This is a genomic window from Sphaerisporangium flaviroseum (assembly GCF_039537005.1).
GTDB lineage: Bacteria > Actinomycetota > Actinomycetes > Streptosporangiales > Streptosporangiaceae > Sphaerisporangium > Sphaerisporangium flaviroseum.
In genome coordinates this window covers 530,085-554,406 of record NZ_BAAAZR010000008.1, presented here as the reverse complement: position 1 = coordinate 554,406, position 24,322 = coordinate 530,085, and the positions used below count along the sequence as shown (strand labels likewise).

Annotated in this window: 22 protein-coding genes; 13 read left to right on the top strand and 9 right to left on the bottom strand. The window is 69.7% G+C overall.

The annotated features are described in order from the left end of the window. The first annotated feature begins 134 nt into the window (after nucleotides 1-134). Complete coding sequence (locus ABD810_RS18780; protein WP_344941442.1) at nucleotides 135-1,244, top strand: glycoside hydrolase family 18 protein; 1,110 nt, start codon at nucleotides 135-137, stop codon at nucleotides 1,242-1,244. Here ABD810_RS18780 and ABD810_RS18775 read toward each other — a convergent pair. Next, nucleotides 1,219-1,599: a ribulose bisphosphate carboxylase small subunit gene (locus ABD810_RS18775; protein ID WP_344941436.1), complete on the bottom strand. Its 381-nt coding sequence runs from the start codon at nucleotides 1,597-1,599 to the stop codon at nucleotides 1,219-1,221. The genes ABD810_RS18780 and ABD810_RS18775 overlap by 26 nt on opposite strands. After that, complete coding sequence (locus ABD810_RS18770) at nucleotides 1,596-3,005, bottom strand: ribulose-bisphosphate carboxylase large subunit (protein ID WP_344941430.1); 1,410 nt, start codon at nucleotides 3,003-3,005, stop codon at nucleotides 1,596-1,598. The genes ABD810_RS18775 and ABD810_RS18770 overlap by 4 nt, the downstream gene beginning before the upstream one ends. 63 nt (nucleotides 3,006-3,068) lie before the next feature. On the opposite strand from ABD810_RS18770, the gene ABD810_RS18765 reads away from it, so the two are divergent. The 5 genes from ABD810_RS18765 (at nucleotide 3,069) to ABD810_RS18745 (ending at nucleotide 7,373) form a co-directional block, all read left to right on the top strand. Continuing rightward, a complete protein-coding gene (locus tag ABD810_RS18765) occupies nucleotides 3,069-3,965 on the top strand; it encodes a LysR family transcriptional regulator (protein WP_344941426.1) in 897 nt (298 codons plus the stop codon). 92 nt (nucleotides 3,966-4,057) lie between these two features. After that, a complete protein-coding gene (locus ABD810_RS18760; protein WP_344941423.1) occupies nucleotides 4,058-5,014 on the top strand; it encodes a phosphoribulokinase in 957 nt (318 codons plus the stop codon). Nucleotides 5,015-5,216: 202 nt separating this feature from the next. Continuing rightward, on the top strand, nucleotides 5,217-5,939 hold the full coding sequence (locus ABD810_RS18755) for a hypothetical protein (protein ID WP_344941419.1): 723 nt from the start codon (nucleotides 5,217-5,219) through the stop codon (nucleotides 5,937-5,939). Between the two features lie 190 nt (nucleotides 5,940-6,129). Then, nucleotides 6,130-6,966: a helix-turn-helix domain-containing protein gene (locus ABD810_RS18750; RefSeq protein WP_344941993.1), complete on the top strand. Its 837-nt coding sequence runs from the start codon at nucleotides 6,130-6,132 to the stop codon at nucleotides 6,964-6,966. After that, nucleotides 6,963-7,373: a VOC family protein gene (locus ABD810_RS18745; RefSeq protein WP_344941415.1), complete on the top strand. Its 411-nt coding sequence runs from the start codon at nucleotides 6,963-6,965 to the stop codon at nucleotides 7,371-7,373. Before ABD810_RS18750 ends, ABD810_RS18745 begins: the two co-directional genes overlap by 4 nt. A gap of 64 nt (nucleotides 7,374-7,437) precedes the next feature. On the opposite strand, the gene ABD810_RS18740 is transcribed toward ABD810_RS18745, so the two are convergent. Continuing rightward, entirely contained in the window at nucleotides 7,438-7,917 is a 480-nt protein-coding gene (locus tag ABD810_RS18740) for a RidA family protein (RefSeq protein WP_344941411.1), read from the bottom strand. A 419-nt stretch (nucleotides 7,918-8,336) separates the two neighbouring features. Here ABD810_RS18740 and ABD810_RS18735 point away from each other — a divergent pair, with 419 nt between their 5' ends. Next, the gene (locus tag ABD810_RS18735) at nucleotides 8,337-9,218 is read left to right on the top strand and encodes an SCO6745 family protein (protein WP_344941408.1); all 882 of its coding nucleotides are present in this window, start codon (nucleotides 8,337-8,339) and stop codon (nucleotides 9,216-9,218) included. A gap of 5 nt (nucleotides 9,219-9,223) precedes the next feature. On the opposite strand, the gene ABD810_RS18730 is transcribed toward ABD810_RS18735, so the two are convergent. After that, nucleotides 9,224-10,069, bottom strand: a complete 846-nt coding sequence (locus ABD810_RS18730) for an SDR family oxidoreductase (protein ID WP_344941405.1) — start codon at nucleotides 10,067-10,069, stop codon at nucleotides 9,224-9,226. Between the two features lie 130 nt (nucleotides 10,070-10,199). Here ABD810_RS18730 and ABD810_RS18725 point away from each other — a divergent pair, with 130 nt between their 5' ends. Next, the gene (locus ABD810_RS18725) at nucleotides 10,200-10,592 is read left to right on the top strand and encodes a winged helix-turn-helix transcriptional regulator (protein ID WP_344941401.1); all 393 of its coding nucleotides are present in this window, start codon (nucleotides 10,200-10,202) and stop codon (nucleotides 10,590-10,592) included. A 4-nt stretch (nucleotides 10,593-10,596) separates the two neighbouring features. On the opposite strand, the gene ABD810_RS18720 is transcribed toward ABD810_RS18725, so the two are convergent. The 3 genes from ABD810_RS18720 to ABD810_RS18710 form a co-directional block, all read right to left on the bottom strand. Beyond that, nucleotides 10,597-12,213 carry an AMP-binding protein gene (locus ABD810_RS18720; protein ID WP_344941397.1) on the bottom strand — a complete coding sequence of 539 codons (1,617 nt, stop codon included), beginning with the start codon at nucleotides 12,211-12,213 and terminating at the stop codon, nucleotides 10,597-10,599. A gap of 87 nt (nucleotides 12,214-12,300) precedes the next feature. Then, nucleotides 12,301-14,190, bottom strand: a complete 1,890-nt coding sequence (locus ABD810_RS18715) for an ABC transporter ATP-binding protein (RefSeq protein ID WP_344941393.1) — start codon at nucleotides 14,188-14,190, stop codon at nucleotides 12,301-12,303. A 158-nt stretch (nucleotides 14,191-14,348) separates the two neighbouring features. Next, entirely contained in the window at nucleotides 14,349-16,082 is a 1,734-nt protein-coding gene (locus tag ABD810_RS18710) for an ABC transporter ATP-binding protein (RefSeq protein WP_344941389.1), read from the bottom strand. 279 nt (nucleotides 16,083-16,361) lie between these two features. On the opposite strand from ABD810_RS18710, the gene ABD810_RS18705 reads away from it, so the two are divergent. Next, nucleotides 16,362-17,657 (top strand): serine hydrolase domain-containing protein, encoded by a 1,296-nt coding sequence (locus ABD810_RS18705; RefSeq protein WP_344941386.1) that lies wholly within the window; start codon nucleotides 16,362-16,364, stop codon nucleotides 17,655-17,657. Nucleotides 17,658-17,681: 24 nt separating this feature from the next. Here the strand turns inward: ABD810_RS18705 and ABD810_RS18700 are convergent, their stop codons facing one another. Next, entirely contained in the window at nucleotides 17,682-18,605 is a 924-nt protein-coding gene (locus ABD810_RS18700; RefSeq protein ID WP_344941383.1) for a LysR family transcriptional regulator, read from the bottom strand. A 70-nt stretch (nucleotides 18,606-18,675) separates the two neighbouring features. Between ABD810_RS18700 and ABD810_RS18695 the strand changes: the two genes are divergently transcribed. The 3 genes from ABD810_RS18695 (at nucleotide 18,676) to ABD810_RS18685 (ending at nucleotide 21,401) form a co-directional block, all read left to right on the top strand. Beyond that, nucleotides 18,676-19,563, top strand: a complete 888-nt coding sequence (locus tag ABD810_RS18695; RefSeq protein ID WP_344941379.1) for an SDR family NAD(P)-dependent oxidoreductase — start codon at nucleotides 18,676-18,678, stop codon at nucleotides 19,561-19,563. Between the two features lie 95 nt (nucleotides 19,564-19,658). Further along, entirely contained in the window at nucleotides 19,659-20,240 is a 582-nt protein-coding gene (locus tag ABD810_RS18690) for a hypothetical protein (RefSeq protein WP_344941375.1), read from the top strand. A 99-nt stretch (nucleotides 20,241-20,339) separates the two neighbouring features. Continuing rightward, on the top strand, nucleotides 20,340-21,401 hold the full coding sequence (locus tag ABD810_RS18685) for a hypothetical protein (RefSeq protein WP_344941372.1): 1,062 nt from the start codon (nucleotides 20,340-20,342) through the stop codon (nucleotides 21,399-21,401). A gap of 212 nt (nucleotides 21,402-21,613) precedes the next feature. Here ABD810_RS18685 and ABD810_RS18680 read toward each other — a convergent pair whose 3' ends face one another. Next, on the bottom strand, nucleotides 21,614-22,399 hold the full coding sequence (locus ABD810_RS18680; protein WP_344941369.1) for a hypothetical protein: 786 nt from the start codon (nucleotides 22,397-22,399) through the stop codon (nucleotides 21,614-21,616). A 535-nt stretch (nucleotides 22,400-22,934) separates the two neighbouring features. Here ABD810_RS18680 and ABD810_RS18675 point away from each other — a divergent pair. Then, a complete protein-coding gene (locus tag ABD810_RS18675) occupies nucleotides 22,935-24,191 on the top strand; it encodes a cellulose binding domain-containing protein (protein WP_344941366.1) in 1,257 nt (418 codons plus the stop codon). Nucleotides 24,192-24,322 lie beyond the last annotated feature (131 nt).

The following is a 24,322-nucleotide window of genomic DNA, read 5'->3' as shown; positions in this document are numbered from 1 at the left end:
CAACTATGGGTCAAGTACCCCCTCACCGGCCCCCCGGGCCGCCCCCGGGCGGATATCCTTTCGGCGCACCAACGTCGCCACGCCGGGGGGATCGGGACGCTGACTACCACGATCGTTGTAGCGACCGGTCGCTCGTGACCACGTCCGCGGGCGGCTCAGAGGACGTCGCGAGCGGCAAGGGTGACCCGGCAGGAGACGAGCGGGACGGGCCACCGCAGAGAAGGTCACCTCGCCTCTGGGTCACGCTCGTGCTCCTGGCGGCCATCCCTCTGCTGGTCCTCACAGCGGGCGGGGCCTCGTTCTTCCTGCTCAGCCTCGGCGCTCCGAAGCCGCTCTCGCACACCCGTGGCCAGGACGCCGCGTGGCTCGGACACGCCTGGGTGGACGGGCGCAACGGAGACCGCGAGCTGGTGGCGCTGGCCATCCGGCTGCGGGGCAGCGGGATCCGCGACCTCTACCTCCACACGGGGCCGCTGAACTACGACGGCACCCTGCCCGCCGCCCTATACCCCCGCGCCGCCTGGGCCATCACCGCGCTCCACGACATCATGCCCGGCCTGCGCGTGCACGCGTGGCTCGGTCAGCGCGTGGACCAGGGCCAACTCGACCTGTCGTCGCCTGCCGTACGGGCCGCCGTCGTGCGGTCGGCGGGGCAGGCGCTGGCCGTGGGGTTCGACGGGATCCACTACAACTTCGAGCCGGTGTCCGACGGCGACCCCGGGCTTCTCGACCTGCTCGACCGCACCCGTGCGGCCCTGCCCCGCGGCCGGGCCCTGCTGTCGATGTCGGTCCACCACATCGAGCCGCTGCCCGGCGTCAGCATGGTCGGCGGCCTGCTGCTCGGGCACGCCAAGTGGTGGACGCCCGGCTACCTGACCGAGGTGGCCCGCCGCGTCGACCAGGTGGCGGTGATGAGCTACGACACCGCGCAGCCGACCCAGGCCCTCTACAGCGGCTATGTCCGGCGGCAGACCGAGCTGGCACTGGCGGCAGTCCCGCCCGGCACCCACCTGCTCATGGGACTGCCCGCCTACCACGACGACAACTGGACCCACCACGCCTCCGCCGAGACCGTGGCCGCCGCCGTCCAGGGTGTCCGGCTCGGCCTCGGCGGCGGCACCCGGGCCCGCTTCGGCGTCGCCTTGTACGCCGACTTCGCCGCCACCGACTCCGACTGGGACGCCTACGACCGGGAGTGGAACGACCCCGGTGAAGCGGTCAGCCGGTCGTCGAGCGCAGGGTGAAACGGCCGGCGTCGGTGCGGTCGAGGGTGAAGGACGGCTCGACCGCCGGGCGCTGGACGATGAAGGAGAACGCCGTCGTCTGACGCCCCAGCGAGGCGTCGTACGCGGTCACGCGCACGTAGCCGGACGGATGGGCGGCACGGCAGGAGACGACGTGGTGCAACGCGGGCATGGGGTCGGCGAGGTCGAACAGCGGCAGCGCCCACATGTCCCAGTAGACGTTGCGCGGGTGGGGGTCGGTGGTGTGCTCGACCGCGACCGCCCAGCCCTGCCCGATGGCGTAGCCGATCTGGGCGACGATCTCCTCGTCGGACAGGTCGGGAAGGTAGGAGAAGGTTCCTTGGGTCACTCTCATGCCGTCACTCCGTCAGGCCGGTCGGTGGACTCGTAGGCGAACTCGACGTCTCCCCAGGTGGACAGCGCGGCGGCGAGCTCGGGCGACTGCCTGGCCGCCTCCTTGAGGATGGCCGGTCCCTCGGTGGCGAGGTCACGGCCCTCGTTGCGGGCCTTGACGACCGCCTCCAGCGCCACCCGGTTGCCGGTGGCGCCGGCCGCGACCCCCATCGGGTGGCCGATGGTGCCGCCGCCGAACTGCAGGACGACGTCCTCGCCCAGGTGGTGGACCAGGTCGTGCATCTGCGCGGCGTGGATGCCCCCGGAAGCGACCGGCATGACCCCGGGCATGGAGCCCCAGTCCTGGTCGAAGTAGATGCCGTACCCGGTGGAGACGGGGGTGAAGGAGTCGCGGCAGGTCGCGTAGTAGCCCTTGGTCGTCGCGGCGTCGCCTTCGAGCTTGCCGACGATGGTCCCGGCGTGGATGTGGTCGACGCCGAGCAGCCGCGACCACTTGGCGACGACGCGGAAGCTGACGCCGTGGTTCTTCTGCCGCGTGTAGGTGGAGTGCCCGGCGCGGTGCAGGTGCAGCAGCACGCCGTTGTCCCTGGCCCACCTGGCCATCGACCCCATCGCGGTGAAGCCGACCGTGAGGTCGATCATGATGATCGGGCTGCCGAGCTCCTTGGCGAAGCCTGCTCGCTCGTACATCTGCTCCATGGTGGCGGCGGTGCAGTTCAGGTAGTGGCCCTTGACCTCACCGGTGCGTTCCATGGCCCGGTTGACCGCCTCGGTGACGAACTGGAACCGGTCGCGCCAGCGCATGAACGGCTGGGAGTTGATGTTCTCGTCGTCCTTGGTGAAGTCGAGCCCGCCTCTGAGCGCGTCGAACACGACCCGCCCGTAGTTGCGCGCCGACAGTCCCAGCTTGGGCTTGATCGTGGCGCCGAGCAGCGGCCTGCCGTACTTGCCGAGCATCTCCCGCTCCATCACGATGCCGTGCGGCGGCCCCTGGAACGTCTTGACGTACGCGAGCGGGATGCGCATGTCCTCCAGCCGCAGCGCCCGCACGGCCTTGAACCCGAAGACGTTGCCGATGATCGAGGACGTCAGGTTGGGGATGGACCCCTCCTCGAACAGGTCGATGTCGTAGGCGATGTAGGCGATGTACTCGCCGGGGCGCACCTCGTCGACCCGGTAGGCCTTCGCCTGGTAGTGGTCGTACGCCGTCAGGCGGTCGGTCCACACCACCGTCCACGTCGCCGTGGACGACTCGCCCGCGACTGCCGCCGCCGCCTCCTCCGGCGCCACTCCGGGCTGCGGGGTGATGCGGAACGCGCACAGCACGTCGGTGTCCTTCGGCACGTAGTCCGGGTCGTAGTAGCCGAGCTTCGCGTAGGGGATGACCCCCGAACTCAATCGGTCCATGCCGTCAACCGTCATCGCTGACCGTGCAGTTGTCCATTGACGATCGGCGGAGGACTATCAAGCATGACCTTGACTCAGCTGCGTACGTTCCTCGCCGTCGTGGAGACGGGCTCGGTGAAGGACGCGGCGAAGCGGCTGGTCGTGACGGAGTCGGCGGTGTCGGCGTCATTGGTGGCGCTGCAGCGGTCGCTGGGGCTCCGGCTCGTACGGCCCGCCGGGCGCGGGCTGGAGCTGACGGAGCCGGGCGAGACGTATGCCCGTTATGTACGGCATGCTCTTGGGCTTCTGCAGTCGGGCCACGTGGCCGCCGCCGGCGAGGCCGACCCCGAGGGCGGCGACCTGCGGATCGCGGCCGTGACCCCCGCGGGGGAGCAACTGCTCCCCCGCTTCCTGCACGGCTTCCGGCAGGCCCACCCGCGCGCCCGTATCGACCTGCGCATCGGCAACCGGCGGCAGGTGCACGAACTCCTCGACCACCGCGAGGCCGACCTGCTCGTCGGCGGCCGTCCCCCCAAGGGCCGGTCCGTGCTGGCGGTCCGGCGCAACGAGCTTGTCGTGGTGACCCCCGAGGGCGGCGCGGCTCCGGGAGAGCCGTGGGAGACGCGGAAGCGGTGGCTGCGCGGGCAGACCTGGCTGCTGCGCGAGCCCGGATCGGGCACCCGTGCGACCACGGACGTCCTGCTCGACGCGCTGAACATCTCACCCCCGACCCTCACCATCGGCTCCAACGCGGCCATACGGGAGGCGGTCATCGCCGGGCTCGGCGTGAGCCTGATGTCCCGTGACGCCGTCGCCCGTGACCTGGGGTCGGGGACGCTGGCCGTACAGGAGACGCCGGGGACGCCCCTGCGCAGGGACTGGCACCTGGTCGCCCACCCCGACGGGGTGCCCGCCACCGCCGCGCTGTTCGTTCGATACTTGCTGTCACGCGGAGAATTCACCGAATTACGGAGCGAATGAATCGGGAACCCGCTTGCCCGGCGGACGAATCACGGACTTCTTTCCCCCGGCACGGGGAAGACGGCTTCCAACCACGTAGTTACCGTCGGGTAATGCCCGACAAGCTGATGCGGATCAGGCGCGCGGACGAGGCCATGCGGCCCACCATGATCGCCATCGCCGGTGACAGCGCCGCCGGGAAGACCACGCTCACCCGTGGACTGGTAGCCGCTCTCGGCGGCGAACGCAGCATCTCCCTCTGCGTCGACGACTACCACCGATACGACCGGATGGAGCGGCGGTCGCTGCCGTTCACCCCGCTCCACCCGTCGTGCAACCACATCTCGATCATGGAGCAGCACCTGCAGCTGCTGGCGTTCGGCCGGCCCATACTCAAGCCCGTCTACGACCACCGCAACGGCGAGCTGACCCGGCCCGAGCTGATCGAGCCCCACCCCCTGGTCATCGTGGAAGGGCTGCTGCCCCTGCACACCCGGCTGCTGCGCGCCTGCTTCGACGTGACCGTGTTCCTCGCCCCGCCCGAGGAGGTCCGCCGCCAATGGAAGATCATGCGTGACACGACCAGGCGCGGCTACACCCACGATCAGGTGGTGGCCGAGCTGGAACGCAGGGAGCCGGAGGCGGAGAGGTTCATCAGGCCGCAGCGCAGGAACGCGGACATCGTCGTCGCGTTCGGCCGGCTCGGGGCGTCGGTGCTGCTCCGGCCGACGATCAGGCACCCGAACCTCGTGGGGATCCTCGCCGCGACCGGCGCCGGCGGCGTGAGCCTCTCGCTGACCCGTGACCCGGACGGCATCCCGGTCGACGCCCTCCATATCGACCGCGCCATCAGCGCCGTGGACGGCGACGCGGTGGCGGGGGCCATCTGGGAGGACCTCCGCTCCGCCGACCCCCTCCCCGACTGCCTCGGCCTGCTCGACGGCACCCACGACCAGCCCCTGCGGCTCGTGCAGCTCATCCTCCTGTACCACCTGCTGAGCAAGATGAACCTCGTCACGGCCACGGCGACGACGCGGACGCACCCGCCTCTGGCGGCGGGATCACCGTGAAGCCGGGTGCCATGGCGTAGAGACTTTCCGTTGATCACTCCGTTGACGATGAGGGAGGTCGCCGCCTCCGCTATCCTCAGCGACCGTGGCAGGACGAATCGGTCCCGACCGGACGCTCTGGTCACACCGGGTGTCCCGATGACGAGCCCGCTCTGAAGACGCCACGTCCGTCCACGCCTACCCGCACGGGGGCCGCTGATCCATGAGCGAGTACCAGTACCACGAGTTCCTCGCGGTGGACCATCCGCTGACCCCCGCTCAGCAGGCGGAGGTCGGCGCCCTGGCCGGCGGCGCCGAGGTCACCTCCAGCGGGTTCACCGACGAGTTCGATGACGGCGACTTTCCGGGCGACCCGCTCCGGATGATGGAGCTGTACTTCGACGCCCACCTGTGCGTCACCGGCTGGGGCACCCGCCGCGTCATGCTGCGGCTGCCCCAAGAGGTCCTCCCGCTGGGAGCGGTGCGGCCGTTCCGGCTCGAAGAGCAGGTCGAGGCCTTCGTCGCGGGTCGGCACCTGATCCTCGACCTGTGCAACGACGACGACGAGGGCGACTGGGACGAGGGCGGCGACGAGGACCTGGCCGTCATCGCCGGCGTTCGCGCCGAGCTGGCCTCGGGGGATCTGCGCCCTCTCTACCTGGCCTGGCTGGCCGCCATCGGCACCTGGGACCGTGACGAGGACGCCTTCGAGGACGACTTCGAGGACGAGCTGGAGCCGCCGGTCCCGGCGGGACTGGGCTCGCCGAGCGCGTCCCAGCGAGCCCTCGCGGACTTTCTCCGCCTCGACCCCGACCTGCTCGCGACCGCGGCCCACGAGACCGGCGATGAGGGCGCTCCCCGGCGCACCGTGGCCGAGCTGCTGGACACCATGGCGGAGACGCGCCAGAAGCGCGAGCAAGGCGTCATGGTGAACCGAGCGGGGTGACCGGACCGCCATGGCGCGTAGGCCATGGCGGCACAAGAGTTAGGAACGAACGATGCCCACGGCGTGAAGCGGGCCGGTTCGAACCCCAGCGTGATCCGCCTTTGGACGAGTCGTCTTCAGAGGTACAGGCCGATGGAGCGAGTCGTAGGTTGAAATCTGGGGATAGAGGCGGAAGGAGGCTGTCGTGGAGATGGTGCTTGGGGTGCCCGCTCCCGGGCTGCGTCCGTTGATCTCCCACTACCACGGGTACCACGAGCGGGACGCGCCCCCCGGCCGTCATCGAGGGCTCCCGTCGCCGTACCTCACGATCATCGTGACCCTCGACGACCCGCTCACCATCGCCGCGCACCCCGACCCGCGGCAGTCGCCGGGGCGATACGACACGCTGGTCGGCGGCCTGCACACCTCGCCCGCCCTGATCACGAACAAGGGTAGTCAGGCCGGTGTCCAGCTGGCGCTGAGCCCCCTCGGCGCACGTGCCCTGCTCGGGGTGCCCGCGGGCGAACTGCGGAACCTCGTTGTGGACGGGGCCGACGTCCTTGGCCGGACCGCCCATGAGCTGCACGACCGCCTGAACGCCGTCGCGAGCTGGGCCGAGCGGTTCATGATCCTGGATGAGCTGCTCCTGCGCCGCGCGAATCTCGAAAGCGTCGTGCCGGCCGAGCTCGCGCGAGCTTGGCGGGTACTGCTGGCCACCGGGGGAAGGGCACCGGTCGCCGACCTCGCCCGTCATGTCGGCTGGAGCAGCCGCCACCTGTCAGCGCGGTTCAACGCCGAGATCGGGCTCACTCCCAAGGCCGCCGCTCGGGTCGTCAGGTTCGACCGGACACGCCAGACACTGCAGCAGCGAGCCGCCGCCCCGCCTGTGCTGGCCGATCTGGCGGCCGAGTCCGGATACTACGATCAGGCCCACCTTGCCCGCGAGTTCCGCGACCTCGCGGGCTGCTCGCCCACGCGGTGGCTGGCCGAAGAGTTCCGATACATCCAAGCCGCGCCCCCGGTCGCGGCGGCACACTCGACGGTATGACGCAGACACCACAACCCCAGGTCTGGCCCACACTGCGCGCACGTGACGCTCGCGCCCTCATCGCCTTCCTCGTCGAGGCCTTCGGCTTCGAGGAGACCGTCGTGCACGGCGAGGGCGACCGTGTTGACCATGCCCAGCTCGACTGGCCGCCCGGCGGGGGCATCATGCTCGGCTCCGAACGCGACCCCGGCGAGGACAACCCCTGGTCGCTGCCTCCCGGCACCTTCGGCGCGTACGTCGTCACCGACGACCCCGACACGCTGCTGGCCCGCGCCACGGCGGCCGGGGCGACGGTCGTGTACGGACTACGCGAGACCGACTACGGATCCCGCGACTTCGCCGTCCGCGACCCAGAGGGCAACCTGTGGTCGTTCGGCACCTACCACGGCGAACCCCGCAAAGGCTGACCGCGGTCCCCGGCTTGCTCCTGGCCGGGGACCGCGGTCGCGTTCGTCGCGTGAGAGCCGTTGGTCAGTCGATGGCCACTTCGGCCTCGATCTCGACGGGGATCGACAAGGGGAGTTCGGCCAGCCCTACGGCGGAGCGAGCGTGCCTTCCCGCGTCCTGGCCCCAGAGCCGGAGGATGAGGTCGGAGAACCCGTTGATCACCGCCGGCGTGTCGGTGAAACCCGGCGCGGTGTTGACCATGCCGTAGACCCTGAGCCAGCCGGTCACCCGGTCCAGGTCGCCCAGTTCCCGCTTGAGGCTGGAAAGGATTGCCAGGGCGGTCAGCCGCGCGGCCTCGTACCCCTGCTCGCGGGTGAGCTGATCGCCTACCTTGCCCAGGGGCCGGGCCAGGGAGCCGTCCCGCGCGAGCGGCCCATGCCCTGACACGAACGCGCGCCCACCATGGACCCGCACCCAGGGAAACGGCAACTCCATCCCCGGCGGCAACCGCATCGGCTCCGGCAACACCAGCCCAAGCTCGTCCAGTCTCTGCTCGATACGCATGAACGCCATCCGTAGCGCCACCCCGCCCCACGGTCAAGCACACCGTCACATGACCTCACCAGTGGCACGCACTCCCCCAGGTGAAGCACCGCGACGCGGACTCCAGGGGTGAGATCCGGGCCTGACACCAGAAGCAGCACCTCCACCCCGGCGAGCGCGCCGTCCCGAGACGCGGGATCGTCGTAGTCCCCGTGGCGGACCTCGACACCGCGTTGGGGGACCGCCCGGCCACCGGCGGCCGGCTAGACATTGGATAGTAGAGTTATCTAATATGAGCCACGTCGCCGTGAACGTCCGCCTCCCCGAGAGGAGACAGGTACGTCAACGCGGCGCTCGCGACGGCGGGCGACCGCATCCGTGGACCACACCGCCGCCGGACAGGCGGATCCTTGAGCGTTTCCTACGAGAGGTGTACGGCAATGGCGGGGAACCCAGGTTTCGCACGGCAGGTGTGGCATCACCTGGAGCCGGTGCATGCCCTGTTCTGGTATGCCCCGCAGGTTTTCGAGCAGGCCGCCGCTCTCGGCTATCCGGTGAGCACCCGCTGGCCGAGCTACTTCCCCTGGTGTGCCGCGCCTCTCGGAGAGGCCGGCGCACGGCTCGTGACCTCCACCTTCTACAGCTTCAGCCCCCGCATGGTGAACGAGCATGTGCCGGCGGCGTGGTCCGTGGCCTCCGCCGACCAGGTACTCGCGGCCCGGAACCAGGCCGTGGACCGGATGTACCGTGCCCTGCTCGGTGACCAGATCGGCGATCCCGGGCTCACCCAGGCCGCCCGGCTGGCCAGGCAGGCGGCGGAGGGCGCCGTGACCGCCGGCCGCCCGCTCGCCGCCGCCAACGCGGACCTGCCGTGGCCGGACGAACCGCACCTGGTGCTGTGGCAGGCCATCGGCATCCTGCGCGAACACAGAGGCGACGGGCACGTGGCCGCCCTGCTCACCGCGGGACTCGACCCGTGCGAGGCGCTGGTGTCCTTCGCGGCGGTCGGCGCCGCCCCGGTGGAGACCTTCGCCGGCCGTGGCTGGACCGAGCAGGAGTGGCTCGCCGCCCGTGACAGGCTCGCCTCCCGCGGCCTGGTCGACGCCGACGGCCTCGCGACCGAGCAGGGCCATGAGCTACGCGACACCATCGAGCGCCACACCGACGACCTGGCGTCCCAACCATGGCGCACACTCGGCACAGAGAACGCCGAAAACCTCCTCGAACTCACCATGCCGATCCTGGTCGCCGTCCTCCAGTCAGGATCACTCCCCCCCACCAACACCCTGGGCATCGGCAAGATCCCTGCCCCCACCCGCTGACCCGATCATCGGAAGGCGGCGATGTGGTGGTGGAGCCAGTCGGTGTAGGTGCGAGGGGCTCGGGTGAGGATGCGTTGGACGTCGGGGCTGATTCGTTGCTCGGCGGGGGTGGGGTTGCCGAGGATGTCGAGGGTGGTCTCGACCACCGGCTCGGGCATGAACCGCAGCATCTGCGCGTGGGCCTCGTCGCGGGTCTGCTCGATGAAGCGGACCGGCTCGCCGAGCGCGTCGCCGATCTTCCCGGCTCGTTGCCGGGGTGTGTTGAGGGCGGGCCCGGTCAGCTCATAGACCTGCCCGGCGTGGCCGTCCTCGCGTAGAGCCGCGGCGGCCACCTCGGCGATGTCGGCCGGGTCGATGGTCGGCAGGCCGACGTCACCGAACGGCGCGGAGACCGTGCGATGAGCACGGACCGACTCGACCCAGGCGTAGTCGTTGGAGTTGAAGCCACCGGGCCGCAGGATCGTCCAGTCCATGCCCGCCTGCCGGACGGCGTCCTCCCTGGACCGTCCCACGCTCCCGTGGGAGGACGACTGCGGCCGGGTCGCGATTCCCTGGGAGGACAGCAACACGATCCGTCCGACTCCACCGGCCTTCGCGACGTCGAGGATGTCCTGAGGGCTGAACGGGTGCGCGCCGCCGCCGCCGTCGTGGAGGAACAGCGCCTCCGCGCCGCGGAAAGCGGGCCGGAGGCTCTCAGGGTCGGTCAGGTCCGCCCGCCGGTACCGGACGCCTGCGGGCACCGCCGCGTCCGGGGCCCTACGGGACAGCGCCGTCACCTGCTCACCGGCTGCCGCGAGTGCCCGCACGAGCGGCCGGCCGACGTTGCCGGTCGCTCCCATAACTACGATCATGAACAGCTCCTGTGTTAGGTCACACGTGGGGAACATCGCAAACCGGGGTGTTCCCGGTGCGACTCGGTGACGCTAACACCGTCGGTATAGTAGGTACCTACAGGAAAGTGACTATGCCGAGGGGATGCGCATGGCCGGCGAGGCGACCTGGACGGCACCCGCGCCGACCGACCCCGAACAAGCCTGTCCGATCGCCCCCGTCGTGGACATCGTGTTCAGCCGGTGGACCACGCCGATCCTGTGGACACTCAACATGCATGGCCGGCAACGGTTCGTCGAGCTGCAACGACGGATCACCACGATCACCCCGAAGGTGCTGACCCAGCGGCTACGGCAACTCGAACGCGACGGCATGGTGGTTCGCACCTACCACCCAGAGGTCCCCCCTCGGGTCGAGTACGAGATCAGCGACCTCGGCCGCAGCCTCGCTCCGCTGTTCGCCCAACTCGCCGAATGGGCCACCACCAACCTCGGCAAGGTCGATCGTGCCCGGCACGACTACGACTCCGGTTCAGCCCGGTAGCGGGTCAGGCGTTTCTGATCGAGGCGGCGGAGGTGAGGCCGAGGAGGTCGATGGCGGTTTCGCGCATCTCGACTTTGCGGATCTTGCCGGTAACGGTCATCGGGAATCCGTCGACGAGGTGGACGTACCGCGGGATCTTGTAGTGGGCCAGCTTCCCCGCGCAGAACTCCCTCACCGCCTCGGCCGTCAGCGGTGTGGCTCCGGGCCTCATGACGATCCACGCCATCAGTTCCTCCCCGTACCTCTCGTCGGGCACGCCGATCACCTGGACGTCCGCGATGTCGGGATGCCGGTACAGGAACTCCTCGATCTCCCGCGGGTAGACGTTCTCTCCCCCGCGGATCACCATGTCCTTGATGCGCCCGACGACGTTCACGTAGCCGTCGTCGTCCATCACCGCGAGGTCGCCCGTGTGCATCCAGCGGGCGCCGTCGACGGCCTCCCGCGTCTTGTCCGGTTCGTTCCAGTACCCCAGCATCACCGAGTAGCCCCGGGTGCACAGCTCGCCAGGCTCCCCCCGCCCGGAGGTCCGTCCGGTCGCCGGGTCGATGATCTTGACTTCGATGTACGGCATCGCCCGGCCGACGGTCTCCGTACGACGGGCCAGGTTGTCGTCCGACCTGGTCATCGTGGACACCGGTGAGGTCTCCGTCATGCCGTAGCAGATGGCGACCTCGGACATGTGCATCTCCGTGACCACCCGCTTCATGATCTCCACCGGGCAGGGTGAGCCCGCCATGATGCCGGTGCGCAGGCTCGACAGGTCGAACCCGGCGAACCCCTCGAGGCCGAGTTCGGCGATGAACATGGTCGGCACGCCGTAGAGAGAGGTGCAGCGTTCCCGCTCAACGGCGCGCAGTGTGGCCTCGGGGTCGAAGCCGGGCGCCGGGATGACGATGCAGGCCCCGTGCGAGGTCGCGCCGAGGTTCCCCATGACCATGCCGAAGCAGTGGTAGAAGGGAACGGGGAGGCAGACCCGGTCGGTCTCGTCGTAGTGGATCAGCTCGCCGACGAAGTACCCGTTGTTCAGGATGTTGTGGTGCGACAGCGTCGCGCCCTTGGGGAAGCCCGTGGTGCCCGACGTGTACTGGATGTTGATCGGGTCGTCGAACGCCAGGGTCGCCATGCACTCACGTACGGGGGCGGGGTCCTCGTCGGGGAGCAGTGCCTCCCAGCCCGGCTCGCCGATGTAGACGACGTCGCCGAAGCCGATCTCCTCGATCGTCGCGCGGTAGTCGCTGGTCTTGTGACGGACCGCGCTGATGAGCAGGCGCATCCCGGACTGGTCGACGACGTACTTCAGCTCGTGGCTGCGGTAGGCCGGGTTGACGTTGACGAGGATCACGCCGATCTTGGCCGTGGCGTACTGCACGAGGACCCACTCGGCGCAGTTCGGCGCCCAGATCCCGACCCGGTCCCCCGTGACCAGGCCCCGGCGGAGCAGGCCGAGCGCGAGCCGGTCGACGTCGGCGTTCAGCTCGGCATAGGTCCAGCGGCGGCCGGTGGCCACCTCGACGAGCGCCTCGCGATCTCCGAACCGGGCCACGGTGCGTTCGAGGTTCTCCCCGATCGTCTGACCGAGGAGGGCGGTGTCGGAGATGCCACAGGAATAGGCGTTCATAGCGAATGCTCCATCCCTCATCCGTCTCACGAGTCAGGCGCTGTGGGAAGTGGTCTCAGCCAATCTCCGGTGCCGGGCCTCGTCTCCTCACCCCTCGGCCACCTCATCACCCGCCGAGACCAGGGCGCCGCTGAACTGCGCGGAGTACAGCCGGTGGTAGGCGCCCCGGGCCGCGAGCAGCTCCTCATGGGTGCCGTGCTCGACGATGCTTCCCGCCTCCATCACCAGGATCAGGTCGGCGTCGCGGATGGTGGAAAGCCGGTGGGCGATGACGAAGCTGGTGCGGTCGGTACGCAGCGCGGCCATCGCGTGCTGCACCAGGACCTCGGTCCGGGTGTCGACCGAGCTCGTAGCCTCGTCGAGGATGAGCAGCGACGGGTTGGCGAGGAAGGCCCTGGCGATGGTGAGCAACTGCTTCTCACCGGCGCTGACGTTGCCGCCCTCGTCGTCGATCACGGTGTCGTAGCCGTCGGGCAGGGTGCGGACGAACCGGTCGACGAACGTGGCCCGCGCGGCGGCGTGGATCTGCTCGTCGGTGGCCCGCGGGTTGCCGTACGCGATGTTGTCCCTGATCGTGCCGCCGAACAACCAGGTGTCCTGGAGCACCATGCCGATGTTCGAGCGCAGGTCGTCACGGCGCATCGCGGTGATGTCGACGCCGTCGAGGGTGATACGGCCGGCGTCCAACTCGTAGAAGCGCATGATGAGGTTGACCAGGGTGGTCTTCCCCGCGCCGGTCGGGCCGACGATCGCGATCGTGTGCCCGGGGTCGGCCACCAGCGACAGGTCCTCGATGAGGGGCTGCTCGGCGTCGTAGCGGAAGGACACGTGCTCGAACTCGACCCGGCCGCGACGGGCGGTGGGCAGCAGCGGTTCGGCGGGGTCGGGGGCCTGCTCCTCGGCGTCCAGCAACTCGAAGACCCGCTCGGCCGACGCCACTCCCGACTGCAGCAGGTTGGCCATCGAGGCCACCTGGGTCAGCGGCTGGGTGAACTGCCGGGAGTACTGGATGAACGCCTGGACGTCGCCCAGGGTCATCGACCCGGTGGCGACCCGTACGCCTCCGACGACGGCTATGGCGACGTAGTTGAGGTTCCCGATGAACATCATCATCGGCATGATGATCCCGGAGATGAACTGGGCTCCGAAGCTGGCCTTGAACAGCGCCTCGTTCCGCTCCCCGAACACCTGCTCGACCTCCGGCCCGCGTCCGAACACCTTCACCAGCTCATGACCGGTGAACGCCTCCTCGATGTGGGCGTTCAGAGTGCCGGTGTTGGCCCACTGCGCGACGAACAGCTTCTGCGAGCGCTTCGCGACCAGCCCGGTGACGACCATCGACAGCGGGATGGTCACCAGAGCGATCACCGCGAGGAGCGGCGAGATCACGAACATCATCGCCAGCACGCCGACCACGGTCAGCAGCGAGGTGAGCAGCTGGCTCAGCGTCTGCTGCAGGGTCTGGGACACGTTGTCGATGTCGTTGGTGACCCGGCTGAGCAGCTCGCCGCGCGGCTGGCCGTCGAAGAACCTCAGGGGGAGCCGGTTCAGCTTGTCCTCGACATCCGACCGCAGCCGGAACACGGTGCGCTGCGTCACGTCGTTGAGCAGGTAGCCCTGCAGCCAGCCGAAGGCCGACGCCGCGACGTAGAGCCCCAGGGCCCACACCAGGATCGTGCCGAGCGCGCCGAAGTCGATGCCCTGGCCGGGGATGACGCCCATCCGCGCGAGCATGTCGGCGAAGTTGCCGTTGCCCGACGAGCGGGCCGCCTCGACCGCCTGCTCGGTGGTGGTCCCGGCGGGCAACTGCCTGCCGACCACGCCACTGAAGATCAGGTCCGTCGCGTGCCCGAGGATCTTCGGCCCGATGACGGCGAACACGACGCTGGTCACGGCGAGGCCGATCACCGCCAGGATCTTCGGGCGCTCGGGGTCCAGCCGCCGGATCAGCCGCCGGGTGGAGGGCCCGAAGGTCATCGACTTCTCCGCGGGCATACCCATGCCGCCGAACGGTCCGCGCCCGAAGGGGCCGCCTCCCGCGGGCGGCCGCGGTGGCGTGGGCGCCGCGGGCGGGCGCGGCGGGGTGGCCTCTGCGGGCGTTGGCGCCGCCGTGGGCGCTGCGGTGGGCCGGTCGCTCATACTGCGCTCTCCGCGGTCATTTGTGACTCGACGATCTCGACGTAGGTCGGGCAGGAGTCCAGCAGCTGATCATGGGTGCCGATGCCGACGATCAGGCCGTCGTCGAGGACGATGATCTGGTCGGCGTCGGCGATGGTGGAGACCCGCTGCCCGACGATGACGACGGCCGCCTCGGCGGTGTGCGGGCGCAGGGCGGCGCGCAGCCGGGCGTCGGTGGTCAGATCGAGGGCCGAGAACGAGTCGTCGAACAGGTAGATTTCGGGCTTGCTGACCAGCGCTCGGGCGATCGAGAGCCGCTGCCGCTGTCCGCCGGACACGTTCGTGCCGCCCTGGGTGATGGGCGCCTCCAGGCCCGCGGGCATCTCCTCGACGAAGTCGCGGGCCTGGGCGACCTCCAGCGCCTCCCACAGCTCCTCGTCGGTGGCGTTCGGGTTGCCGTACCGCAGGTTGCTCGCGACGGTGCCGGTGAACAGGTACGGCTTCTGCGGCACCAGGCCGATGCGCGTCCAGAGCATCTGGGGGTCGAGGTCGCGGACGTCCACACCGTCGACCGACACCGTGCCGGACGTGGCGTCGAACAACCGCGGCACCAGGGAGACCAGCGTCGTCTTGCCCGACCCCGTGCTGCCGATGACGGCGGTGGTCTGTCCCGCGACGGCGCGGAAGGAGATGCCGGACAGCACCGGCGCCGCCGCACCCGGGTAGCGGAACTCGACGTCGCGCATCTCCAGCTCGGCCCTTTTCTGTACCTGCCGTACAGGGCTCTCGGGTGGGCGCACCGACGACTCGGTGTCCAGCACCTCGCCGATGCGCTCGGCGCAGACCGCGGCGCGCGGGATCATGATCGAGATGAAGGTGGCCATCATCATCGACATGAGGATCTGCATCAGGTACATGAGGAACGCGGTGAGGGCGCCTACCTGCATCTCGCCGCTGTCGACCCGGGCGGCGCCGAACCACAGCACGGCGACGCTGGAGACGTTGAGGATCAGCATCACGGTGGGGAAGATGAGCGCGGTCAGCCGCCCGACGCGCAGCGCGGTCCCGGTCAGCGCTTCGTTCGCCTCGGCGAACCGGCGGGTCTCCTCGCGTTCCCGGACGAAGGCCCGCACGACGCGGATGCCGGTGAGCTGCTCGCGCAGCACCTGGTTCACCACGTCGATGCGGGTCTGCATCGCGCGGAACTGGGGGACCATGCGCCAGACGATGAGGCCGATCGAGGCCAGCAGGGCCGGGACGCAGACCAGCATGAGCCAGGACAGGCCGATGTCCTGGCGCAACGCCATGATGATGCCGCCGACGCCCATGATCGGCGCGGCGACCAGCATCGTGCAGGTCATCACCACGAGCATCTGGACCTGCTGCACGTCGTTGGTGCTGCGGGTGATGAGCGAGGGCGCTCCGAAGTGGGCGACCTCCCTGGCGGAGAACGCGCCCACCTGGTGGAAGATGCTCGACCGGACGTCGCGTCCGAACCCGGCCGCCACCTTGGCCCCGTAGTAGACCGCCGCGATCGAGCAGGCGATCTGCACCAGGGACACGGCCAGCATCCAGCCGCCGGTGGACAGGATGTAGCCGGTGTCGCCGGCGGCGACGCCCCGGTCGATGATGTCGGCGTTCAGGCTCGGCAGGTACAGCGAGGCGATGGTGCCGACCAGTTGGAACAGCACCACGGCGACCAGCGCCGACGAGTAGGGCCGCAGGTAGTCGCGGAGAAGCCTGCTCAGCATGGGTGCGCTCTGACGGAGGCGGCGGGGCGGGAGGTCGGAATCACGCGGAACACGCTATAGGAGGACGTAGCCGCTACTCGCCTGGTTATTCGGTGGGCGGAACCGGCGGGAACACACCCCAGCCCGTGACCGCGTCTGTGCGGCGGGGATCACTCAGGCGGACGCCGATGACCCCGAGCAACCTTTCTTGTCAAAGCTCATCCTTCAAGACGATGAGCTTCGACGGCGGAGTTGCCAGGATCGGCATACCCATTGATTGGATTACGGGAGAAGAAGACGATGGCGTTTGCTCGCTTATCCGTGCGCAGACTGGTGACCGCGTTCGGGATCGGCACCATGCTCCTGACCTGGGCCTCGGTGACCACGCCTGCGACCGCCCAGACCATTTCGGCGCCTGCCGGCGCCTCCCTCGATCGGACGGCCCTCAACGGGACGCTCCACGCGATCCACGAGGCGGGCATGTACGGCACCTACTCCAGCGTGCGAGACGCGCGGGCCAAATGGCAGGGGGCGGCGGGAGTCGCCGACGTACGAACGGGCAAGCCCGTGCATCCCGGCATGCTGCACAGGGTGGGCAGCATCTCCAAGACCTTCACCGCCGTCGCGGTCCTCCAGCAGGTCGCGCGGGGCCGGGTCGAGCTGGACGCGCCGATCGGGCGGTACCTCCCCGACCTCGTCACAGGAGCGCGCGGCCAGGCCATCACGGTCCGGATGCTGCTCAACCACACCAGCGGCCTGGGCGACCACATCGTGGGAGCCTTTCCTTCGCTCCTCCAGGGGTCGACGGCCAGCCTCGACGACAACAGATTCCGCACGTTCCAGCCGGAGGAACTGGTGCGGCTCGGCCTGGCGGCCCCGGCAGCGGGCGAGCCCGGACAGCGCTGGTCCTACTCCAACACCAACTACGTGATCGCGGGGCTCCTGCTCAAGAAGGTCACCGGCACCGACGCCGAGACCTACATCACCCGCAACGTGATCCGCAAGGCGGGACTCAAGGACACCTCGTTCCCGCGCACACCGTTCATCCCAGGGCCGCATTCCAGAGCGTACGAATCTTTCTACGGCCTGATCGACCCGCCACGCGACTACAGCGTCTACAACATGTCCTGGATCTACACGGCGGGAGCCGTGGTGTCCACGATGAACGACCTGAACACCTTCTACCGGGCTCTTCTCGGCGGCGAACTACTGGACGCTCAGCGGTTCGCCGAGATGGTGCGCACCGTGCCGGTCACCGACGAGCGCGGCAATGTCCTGTTCAACTATGGTCTCGGCATCTACGCCCAGGATCTGCCCTGCGGCCGGTTCTGGGGCCACGACGGAGCCGTCTTCGGCTCAGGCACCATCTCGCTCTCCAGCCCTGACGGCAAGCGCCAGCTGTCCATCGGGATCAACCTGATGAAGTACCAGACCGTCGACGAGAACGGCGCCATCCAGGTCCATCCCATCGACATCGCGCTGTCGACGCATCTCCTTCAAGCCCTGTGCGGCTCGCAGGCCGCCGCGCCGAACGCGCTGACCGAGCCGTCCGTCCCCCTCTTCCTCACCGAGCCCCTCTGGCCGAAGATCAAGTAAGCGACCGGACGTGGTCCGGTTCGGTCACCCAGGCGGGCCTATCTCGATCGCCGCCGTGCGCAGGGCGTCGGCGAGGTGGGCGGCCGGCTCCGTCAGCGGGTGCGGGAGCCGTGCCAGGATGATGCGTCGCTGTTCCGCTGGGCCGCCGCGTACCGCCAGGATCCGCACTCCTGGGGGCGCGGCGGACGCCAGCGAAGGGGGCACGGTGGTCAGTCCACACCCGGCCGCGACGAGGTGCAGCTTGGCCAGCCAGTCGCGAGCGCTATGCGCGATCTCAGGTCGCTCGTCCAACCCCGGCCAGACCCCCATCAGAGTCTCCTCACCGGAGGAAGGGCTCGCGATCCAGCGCTGACCACGCAGGTCGGCGATGTCGACGAAGTCCCGCCGGGCCAGCGGATGGGAGGCGGGCACCGCGAGGCATAGGCTGCGCTCGGTGAGCGTCCGTACTGTCAGCGGAGGCGACTCGGTGTCGGGCGGGCGGAACGGGGGCGCCGAGCCCAGCAGCGCGAGATCCAGACTGCCGGCCCGCAGCGCACGGACCAGCGCGGGTGTACTGCCCTCCCGGGTGGTGACCGTGATGGCGGGGTGGGTCCGGCGCAGCGTGGCGATGGCCCGGGGCAGCAGGACGGCACCCGCACTGGGGAACCAGCCGACGCGCACCGTCCCGGCCTCGGCGGGCAGACCGGCGAGCTCTCGCACGGTGGCGTTGATCTGGTCGAGCACCGTCGTGGCCCGGCGCAGCACCACGTGCCCGGCGGCGGTCAGCCGCACCCCGTCATGGCGCCGCTCCAGCAACGGCAGCCCCGCGGCCCGTTCCAGCGCGGCGATCTGCCGGGACACCGCGGACTGGGTGTAGCCGAGCGCGGCCGCCGCCGAGGTCAGCGTGCCTCGCTCGGCCACCTCGCGGAAGACCCGCAACGCGGTGAGCGAGGCGTTCGAGAAGTCCATGACTCAAAGGCATACCAGGTGTGCGTAACTCTCGCTGGCCGCATGGCTCGGACCTTCCTAGCCTGGTCGCATGAAACCTGCACGTATCGCCTTGGTCACCGGAGCCAACAAGGGCATCGGCTTGGCGCTCGTCGAAGGGCTGGCCGCCCGGATGGGCCCGGAGGATCTGGTACTGCTCACCGGGCGCGACGCTGGACGGGTACGGGACGCCGCCGCACTCGTCGAGAAGGCCACCGGCACCAGGAGCCTGGTGGAAGGCCGGGTGCTCGACGTCGCCGATGCCGGCGCCGTGGCCGCGATGGCGACCGAACTCGGTGAACGCCACGGTGGTGTGGACATCGTGGTGTCGAACGCCAGTGCCCTGCTCACCCCGGACCGGCCGCAGGCCGAGCAGGCCGACGAGTTCATCGCCGTGGCCAACGGGGCGACGCATTCGATCCTGCGCTCGTTCGGCCCGGTGCTGCGCCCCGGCGGACGGCTGATCGTCGTCGCCAGCACCCTGGGCACCCTCGGTCACCTGGACCCCTGGCTCCAGCCTCTGTTCGACGGCGCATCGCTCGATGAGGTCGAGAAGACCGTCGAGTCCTGGCGCGCCGCCGTCAACGCCGGGACGGCCCAGGAACAGGGCTGGCCGCATTGGCTCAACGTACCGTCCAAGGTGGCCCAGGTCGCCGCGGTACGGGCGGTCGCGGCGCAGCGCCGGGCGAGAGATCTACCCGAGGGCACCCTGATCGCGGCGGTCTGCCCCGGGCTCGTGGACACCCCGCTGTCACGGCCGTGGTTCGACGACTTCAGCCGGGCCCTAACGCCGGCCCAGGCCGCGCGGGCCGTGCTGGACCTGGTGCTCTCCGAACGGGCCGACCCGAAGTTCTACGGCGAACTCGTGCGCTTCGGCCGCGTGCTGCCCTGGCACGACGGAACCCCTCCCCGGCACCAAGAGCGCATGCTCATCTCGTGACCGATGCTTCGTGTCGGCTCTGGGAGAAACCCGGCGCGTGGGGCGGCGGTGTCGCGTTGACTGGCGGCAGAACAGACGCCACCGAGAGGGAACGCATGGGCGAGCACGACGCCTTCCGGATCGACCACGGACACGACCGTGAACTCGCCACCGAAGGTCTGAGCCACTACGCCGAGCACGTACGACGCAACGTCGCGGCGTTCGAGAGTTCGTGGGGCGACATCGCACCGGTGACCTTCGCCTGCACCGCCTGGCGGCTTGCCATCACACCCTCGCCACCGTACATACGCCGGCACCGGCGCATCCTGTCGGCCGCCTGCGACCGCAATCCCTGGGACGGCACGCTGACCGCCCACATCCTGCTCGTGTCACCCCTGCCGGCCGAGCTCACCTCCTCCCGCGAATGGTGGCGCGACCGCGGCTGGCGTGGGTGGCCGCAGAGCTTCGGCCAGTACCTGGAACCCACCGACCAGGACCTGAGCCGGGCCCCCTTCCTGCGGCCCACCCTGCTCATCGATGCCCCGGTCCCCCTCGACGCCCTCCCACCCGCCCCCGACGGCCCCTCGGGCTCCCTCTCCGACACCGCCTACCTCGCGGTCACCGCCGTCGCCAGAGAACTCAACGCCATGCTCAACCCCATCATCCAGAAACTGGAAACCGCCCAGACCCCTGGCTGACCCGGCCGATGAACCCTCCGATCAGCGGGGAGGCGGTGGCGATCTCGCGAACAAAACAGCTCTCCCGCGCATCTCATCAGATGAGCGAGGAGGATCTTCATGCGTGTCAGATCCATCGCGGCCGCGGCCGCGGTCATGGTGGTCGCCGTTGTCATGGCGCAGTCGGCAAGCGCACAGACGCCCAGATCACCGCTGTCAAGCCCACCTGCGGCGGACGTCCGATCCGCTGCGGCGGGGCGATCGATCAAGCTCGCCGGCACATCGGGCCAACTCAACGACATGGCGGGAGGGCCGGTCCGGCTGGCCTCGTACTCCCTGGTCTTCGATGCAGGCCAGGGTCACTACGGCTACTTGCGCAAGGGTGACAGATTCGTCAGAACGCCTTATCGCGAGGCGCTGGTGTCGCCCGGAGAGAGGTGGGTGGCCGGAATTCCGGACTACCGCCTGTGGCTGGCGCAGAGGAAGGTCGACCTGATCGACCGCAGGAGCGGCCGGAAGCACACGATTCCCCTGCACGCACCCGTGACCTCCCCCCAGTGGTCCCCGGACGGCCGCACCCTCCTGCTCACCGCGTACAAACCGCACCGTGACGGCAGCCTGACGATCACCGGCTTCGTCACGATGAATGTGACCGACCGCACCCCCCACCTGGTGAAAGCCGGGCCGCGCCACCACGTGGCGCACTGGGAGATCGGCCGCTTGTTCCGCTTCTACTTCACCGGCGACGCCCGCGGGGTGCTGGCCATGCACGACGGACAGGACATCGCGCCCAAGGACCGCCGCATCGCCGCCTACGGCTTGGACGGGAAACGACGCGGTTTCTACACCGGCGTCGGAACCCTGGACGAATGGCACACCGTTGATCCCTTCTCACCTTCGGGACGGCTGTTCGCCACCTTCGTACGCAGCGGGCGGATCGGCATAGTCGAGGCGTCGACCGGGAAGATCGTTCACCGGATCGGCCACGACATCCGCACCTTCGCCGGTTGGTACGACGACGAGCACCTGATCGTGAGTAGGCAGCACGCCGGGACCCACGTGTACCAGAGGGTCGATTTCTCCGGCACCGGTGACATCGAACTGATAACCGAGAACCTGGTCCCCGGCCCCGCCGAATACAAGCCGCATCTCGAGCGGGTCAACTTCGTGCGCCGCGGCTGAGGGGCATTGGGCGGGGTCTCGCGGTGACCGGTCGTGAGGAAGGCTCGGGAGCTAGATGCCGGTAGGCCCCATGGGGGCCCGTCTGGATTCGAACCAGTGAGAAGGAAGCCGTCCGAATGGCCTCACGACCGGAACGCGAGGAAAGCGGGAGAACTAGAGTTCAAAGGAGGTTGAGAAGGAAGCTCTCCCATGGCCTCGCGGTGCCAACGGTATCAGGCAGGGATCAGCTCGTGCAGCGTCCCGGGCGTGTACACCCGTGACCCCGGTGGGAGGCCGGCCGGAGCCTCCAGCCCGATGTAGGTGGTGTGCTCGGCTGACGAGGCTTTCGCGCGCAGCAGATCGGCCAGGTAGCCGACCCGCAGGTAGTCGCGTTCGACGATCGAGCGCACCAGCAGGGAGGCGGTGACCCGGTTGCCCTCCACCTGGTTGAAGCCGGGACGCCCCTTCAGGTAGAGGTGCAGCCATTTCACCCGCCATCCGCCGTCGCCGCCGTGCAGGAAGACGAGCGGCAGCGCGATCCGGCCGGAGCCGCGCAGGTCCGACTTCGTGCGTACGGTGCGCGGCTCGGTGTAAGCGTGCTGGTAGCGGCCGTAGCTCGGCAGGGTCAGCAGATCGAGCGTCGGCGGCTGGATGCGCGCGGCGGCGACAGGGTCGAGCAGGGTCTCGCGCAGCAGGCCGGCCCAGAACTCCAGCGTGTCGGGCACGTTCCTGGGGAAGTCGATGAAGTAGACGTTGTGCCGGACATGGTCGCCGACCATGCGGCGGACGGCGGCGAGCACCCGTACCCCGAGATCGACCACGGCCGCACCGGGCAGCCGCGCCAACCGCTCGAGCAGAGCCGCCGAACACGTGAAGCCTACGCTCAGCAGCGCGGCGTCGAGCTGCCGGGCGGCCACCTCTCCCCACCCCGTCGCGGAGCCGGCGGCGGGAACATCGACGCGAACATCGGCGGGAACTCGCAGCCGCCTGGCGATGACAAGGCTCTCCAGATCATCCACGCACGCACCTTATAGCGGTGAAACCCCCGCACACTGCCGGTTTTCCAGCGCGCTACCACCAGCCGCCGGGCTCACCCGGCCACGCGACGCCGCGGTGTCGTAGGCGGCGGGACGCCCAGTGAGCGGGGACGCTGCGGACGCCGAACACCACGGCGAGCATCGGACGGTCGTCCCGGCTGATCGGTACGGGGACGCCGAACGCCGAACGCCACGGCGAGCATCGGACGGTCGTCCCGGCTGATGGGTGAAACTTTCAGCATGCTCCGCCGCTGACCTGTCCTGGACGACCTCCGGTCCCGCGGGTGATGGATCCCGCCCCTTCATGCTGCGCATGATCCCTGACAGGCGGCGCGTTCAGCCGTTCGCCAGGCGAGACGACCGGCCGCCGGGCGCGTGCCTGGATGCTGGGCCGCTCCGGTGTCCCGAAGGCCGACGGCCCGTCGACACCCGTGCGTTCGGCCGCACCACCTGCTCCTGACCCGGCACTCCGCGGGCAGTCCCGCCGGGATCTGCCCGCCCGACCGAGAGGCGCCTCATGCCCTTCTCCCGTCCCCGTGGGGCCGCGTTACGTGGCCTTCTGATCGGATGTTGTGCGGCACTGGCCACGGCGGCCGCGCTGGGCACCGGTACGGTGCCGACCCCGGGAACCGTGCCAAAAGCCGTGCCCGCCCCGGAAGCCGTACCCGCCCCAGGAGCCGTGCCCGCCCTGGAAGCCGTACCTGCCCTGGAAGCCGTACCCGCTCTGGAAGCCGTGCCCCGCTCGACGGCGGCAGCGGCCGCCGTGCCCGGCACGGCCAGGACCGGCGCGGCCGCCGCCGATACCACCCCGCCCAGTGAACCCGGCGAGCTCAGCTCCCACAACGTCTACCTGAACAGCACGGTGGGCCTTTCCTGGACGCCGTCGACCGACGACGTCGCGGTCACCGGGTACGAGGTGTACGCCTGGTCGTACAGCACTCCGGAGAGCGCCTCCTTCAGCCTCGTCCCGGCGCAGGTCACCCCCTCGGCCACGAAGGTCACCGCCGTGGCGTACGATCTCACGCCCGACCGCCACTACCTGTTCTACGTCGTGGCCGTGGACGCCGCCGGCAACAGGAGCGTGCCCAGCCTCCTGACCTGGGCCAGAGCCATGAGGGAGCCACCCTCCCCGTACCCGACCCCCCGCCCGGCGCCCCCGGCGAGGCCCTACGACCTGCGCGTCTCCGCCGGCCTCACCCCCGGTTACGTGACGCTGACGTGGGCGTACGTGGACCCGACGCCGACGACCGTATATATGGTGTTCCGCCGCTCCTCGTCCGGATGGAGCTACGCAGGGAACAGCTCGCTTCCCCGCACCATGGCGAGCATCGGCGGCGAGGCGTCCTACACGTTCCAGGTGGTGAGCCGCGACGACGTCGGCAGTCTGAGCACCCCCACCAACGCCGCCACCTACCTCAACCCCTCCGCGTCCCCCTCGCCGACCCCGGCGCCCGCGACCTGTGCCGTCACCTACAACGCGAGGACCTGGGCGAGCGGCTTCGCCGCCGACATCACCATCGAGAACACCGGCGGCACATCCGTCGACGGCTGGCGCCTGGCCTTCGGCTTCCCCACGACCGCTCAGCGCCTGACCAACGGCTGGTCGGCCACCTGGGCCCAGTCGGGCACCGACGTCTCGGCGACCAATCTCGCCTGGAACGAGACCATCAAGCCCGGCCGGTCGATACGGATCGGGTTCGTCGGGACACACTCGGGCGGCAACCCGTCACCTACGGCCTTCACGCTGAACGGAAAGGTCTGCGCGGCAGGGTGACGACGAGGGCGTTTCCGGGCCACCGGCCCCAGATGGCCCTGGCGGGGAGTCCCTGCGTTCCCGGCCGAGGACCAGCCGCCCGGCGGAGGACCAGCCGCCCGGCGGAGGGCCGGCGGCCCGGCGGAGGACCG

Coding starts and splice junctions, on each gene's coding strand:
- ABD810_RS18775 (WP_344941436.1), bottom strand. CDS start 1,599: ATGAGAGTGACCCAAGGAACCTTCTCCTACCTTCCCGACCTGTCCGAC.
- ABD810_RS18770 (WP_344941430.1), bottom strand. CDS start 3,005: ATGGACCGATTGAGTTCGGGGGTCATCCCCTACGCGAAGCTCGGCTAC.
- ABD810_RS18765 (WP_344941426.1), top strand. CDS start 3,069: ATGACCTTGACTCAGCTGCGTACGTTCCTCGCCGTCGTGGAGACGGGC.
- ABD810_RS18760 (WP_344941423.1), top strand. CDS start 4,058: ATGCCCGACAAGCTGATGCGGATCAGGCGCGCGGACGAGGCCATGCGG.
- ABD810_RS18755 (WP_344941419.1), top strand. CDS start 5,217: ATGAGCGAGTACCAGTACCACGAGTTCCTCGCGGTGGACCATCCGCTG.
- ABD810_RS18750 (WP_344941993.1), top strand. CDS start 6,130: ATGGTGCTTGGGGTGCCCGCTCCCGGGCTGCGTCCGTTGATCTCCCAC.
- ABD810_RS18745 (WP_344941415.1), top strand. CDS start 6,963: ATGACGCAGACACCACAACCCCAGGTCTGGCCCACACTGCGCGCACGT.
- ABD810_RS18740 (WP_344941411.1), bottom strand. CDS start 7,917: ATGCGTATCGAGCAGAGACTGGACGAGCTTGGGCTGGTGTTGCCGGAG.
- ABD810_RS18735 (WP_344941408.1), top strand. CDS start 8,337: ATGGCGGGGAACCCAGGTTTCGCACGGCAGGTGTGGCATCACCTGGAG.
- ABD810_RS18730 (WP_344941405.1), bottom strand. CDS start 10,069: ATGATCGTAGTTATGGGAGCGACCGGCAACGTCGGCCGGCCGCTCGTG.
- ABD810_RS18725 (WP_344941401.1), top strand. CDS start 10,200: ATGGCCGGCGAGGCGACCTGGACGGCACCCGCGCCGACCGACCCCGAA.
- ABD810_RS18720 (WP_344941397.1), bottom strand. CDS start 12,213: ATGAACGCCTATTCCTGTGGCATCTCCGACACCGCCCTCCTCGGTCAG.
- ABD810_RS18715 (WP_344941393.1), bottom strand. CDS start 14,190: ATGACCTTCGGGCCCTCCACCCGGCGGCTGATCCGGCGGCTGGACCCC.
- ABD810_RS18710 (WP_344941389.1), bottom strand. CDS start 16,082: ATGCTGAGCAGGCTTCTCCGCGACTACCTGCGGCCCTACTCGTCGGCG.
- ABD810_RS18705 (WP_344941386.1), top strand. CDS start 16,362: ATGGCGTTTGCTCGCTTATCCGTGCGCAGACTGGTGACCGCGTTCGGG.
- ABD810_RS18700 (WP_344941383.1), bottom strand. CDS start 18,605: ATGGACTTCTCGAACGCCTCGCTCACCGCGTTGCGGGTCTTCCGCGAG.
- ABD810_RS18695 (WP_344941379.1), top strand. CDS start 18,676: ATGAAACCTGCACGTATCGCCTTGGTCACCGGAGCCAACAAGGGCATC.
- ABD810_RS18690 (WP_344941375.1), top strand. CDS start 19,659: ATGGGCGAGCACGACGCCTTCCGGATCGACCACGGACACGACCGTGAA.
- ABD810_RS18685 (WP_344941372.1), top strand. CDS start 20,340: ATGCGTGTCAGATCCATCGCGGCCGCGGCCGCGGTCATGGTGGTCGCC.
- ABD810_RS18675 (WP_344941366.1), top strand. CDS start 22,935: ATGCCCTTCTCCCGTCCCCGTGGGGCCGCGTTACGTGGCCTTCTGATC.